Raw genomic sequence first — 2,484 nt, 5'->3', positions numbered from 1 at the left:
CAGCCGTCGCACTGGAGATGTCCGCGCGAAGACTTCGCTCGGCATCCCGGCGAGCGCGCAGCGTTTCGAAGCCCAGCGCCCAGAAGATTGACGCGCAGGTGTGAATGGCGAAGCCGGTGAGCGTATAGCGCACGCTCGCTCGTTGTACGCGCAGGGCCTTGCGTGGCCAGAGCGAGAGCGTCACGGCGTTCATCGGTGCGGCTGCACTGGCGCCTTCGAGCCCGGCCCGCTGCGCGGCCATGGCCGCCGACGCCAGTGCCGCTGCGCTGCCTGACACCAGTGCGTTCCGCAGAGCGGCACGGTAATCGCAATCATCGAGAAGGCTCTTCATATTCGTTCGCCTGTATGGTTTGCTGTTGGGCGCCGCGCAGAAGCCACTCTAGTACGGCGACTTTATTGATGGATCGCCTTGCGCAACCGCGTGACCTCTGCCGGCGCGACTGGCGCGGCATGGTTGCCCCAAGCGCCGCGGATGAAGCTCGCGACCTGGGCGATTTCGCTATCCGTGAACTGAGTGCGAAAGCCGGGCATCTTGCGTGGCTCCCCGCCGCTTGCCGTCGACGGGCTTGAACTGCCTTCGATGATGAGGCGCAGCGCGCTGGTCGCGTCCGCCGACAACGCCAGTGCGCTGCCCGCGAGCGGTGGTGCCTTGTCCGTCGTGCCACGTCCATCGGCGCCGTGGCACTTTGCACAGAACGCCAGATAAATGCCTGCGCCAGGGCGCTCGGGCAGGCCGTTCTCGAGCGACGCCTGGGTGGCGGTGCGCGCGGCATCGGTATCGGCGTAGTCGCCGCTTGACGCCCGCGCAGGCAGTGACTTGAGATACGTGGCGATGGCGCGGAGATCGTCGTCGGGCAGGAACTGCGTGCTGGCCCCGATGACGGGTGCCATCGCGCCGAACGCATAGGCGCGCGCATTATGGCCGTTGCGCAGGAAGGCGGCGATATCGTCGGCGCTCCAGCGGCCCAGGCCGCTGCCCGTGTCACCGGTCAGATTGGGGGCGTACCAGTGATCGGCGACGCCGCCCGTGAGATAAAGTGGACTGTGCTCGTCGTAGCCCATTTCGTTGTAGGCCGGCCCGCGTGGTGTGTGGCACGCCCCGCAATGGCCAAGCCCCTGAACCAGCCATGCGCCGCGGTTCCACTGGGCGTCGCGGGCAGGGTCCGGCTCGAATCGGCCGTGCCGTGCGAACAGGATGCGCCAGAACAGCAACACCCAGCGCTGGTTGAATGGGAAAGGCAGGCGCGTTGGCGGCGTGGCGTTCGCGACCGGTGCGACGCCGTACATGAAGTATTGGTAAAGCGCGTCGATATCGCGCCTGTCGAGAGAGGCAAATGACGGATAAGGCATGGCAGGATAGAGCCGCTTACCGCCCGGCGCTAGGCCTTGCTGCAAGGCCGCGGCAAACTGATCGGGCGTGTAGCGTCCGATGCCGTGAACGGTGTCGGGCGTAATGTTGCTCGCGTAGATCGGGCCGAACGGCGAATTCACAGGCTGACCGCCCGCGAACGGCTCATGCCGGGCGGAGTCGTGGCACGAGGCGCAATCGCCGGCTTTGGCGAGCTGCTCTCCATGCGCAATCAGCGCGGCGTCGGGAAGTGGTTTGGTGGAGGTGGCGTTGACCTTGTCGCCGCGCTTTTCGCAGGCGCCGAGCATGACGAGCAGGCACACGCCTGTCACCACCAGCCGTTTCGTGCGCCGCGTGTTCATCGCAGCGACTCGCAGATGCGCTGTAACGGCAGCGCGACCAACACCGACATCGTAAAAACCAGCCCCAGCGTAAAAGCGATCGAAACCGCCAGGCCGCACCACGCGACAAAGTGGAACGTCTCGCGTCGCCGCGGCCCGAGCATCGCAGTTTCTCGCCACGCCCGCCGCGCGGCCATCACGCCGGTGAGCGCCAGCGCGCACGCGGCGGCGGAGGCCAGCGCGAGCAGCCAGTGCGCGGCGCTCCACGACAGGGCATTGCGTTGCGCGACACCGCCCGCGCAGGCGATCGCGACGAGCCCCGTGCAGATCAGCACGTGCGCGGCCCATACGAGCGGCACTCCAAGTAGTCCGAACCACACGGCGGCGTGCTGGGCACGCGTTGGACCCAACGAGGAACCGGAGGCAGGCGCGGTTTTCATCCTCGCCCCCTTATCCAGTACGGCGACAGATAAAGCACGCCGAAGATGAACAGCCACACGACATCGACGAAATGCCAGTACAGGCCGCCGATATTGAGCGCAGCGTCGCGCCGTCCGTCGAAGTAGCCGCGCGCGATCCACACGGCGAGCCACGACAGCATGACGACGCCCGCGATCACGTGCGCCATGTGAAAACCCGTGATCGTGAAGTAGAGCGATCCGTAGAGATTGGACGACAGGCCATAAGGGCGCTCGTGCCATTCCTTGAACTGAATGCCCACGAACGCCGCTCCAAGCGCAATGGCTGCCGCCATCGCCCAGAACGCGGGCACGGTACGCGTGCGCCGCACCAGCG

At 66.4% G+C, this 2,484-nt stretch carries 3 protein-coding genes and 1 pseudogene; all 4 read right to left on the bottom strand.

What is annotated here, in order from left to right:
• Nucleotides 1-331, bottom strand: a pseudogene (locus VG320_RS27240) (hypothetical protein); the annotation flags it as partial.
• Between the two features lie 62 nt (nt 332-393).
• Nucleotides 394-1,710 carry a cytochrome c gene (locus VG320_RS27235; RefSeq protein WP_327203179.1) on the bottom strand — a complete coding sequence of 439 codons (1,317 nt, stop codon included), beginning with the start codon at nt 1,708-1,710 and terminating at the stop codon, nt 394-396.
• Entirely contained in the window at nt 1,707-2,129 is a 423-nt protein-coding gene (locus VG320_RS27230; RefSeq protein WP_327203178.1) for a hypothetical protein, read from the bottom strand. The genes VG320_RS27235 and VG320_RS27230 overlap by 4 nt, the downstream gene beginning before the upstream one ends.
• On the bottom strand, nt 2,126-2,484 hold a 359-nt coding region (locus VG320_RS27225), incomplete at its 5' end, for a cytochrome c oxidase subunit 3 (protein ID WP_327203177.1). The genes VG320_RS27225 and VG320_RS27230, both read right to left, overlap by 4 nt.

It is taken from the genome of Paraburkholderia sp. (assembly GCF_035948235.1).
Lineage (GTDB): Bacteria > Pseudomonadota > Gammaproteobacteria > Burkholderiales > Burkholderiaceae > Paraburkholderia.
This window is presented reverse-complemented; position numbering and strand designations above follow the sequence as displayed.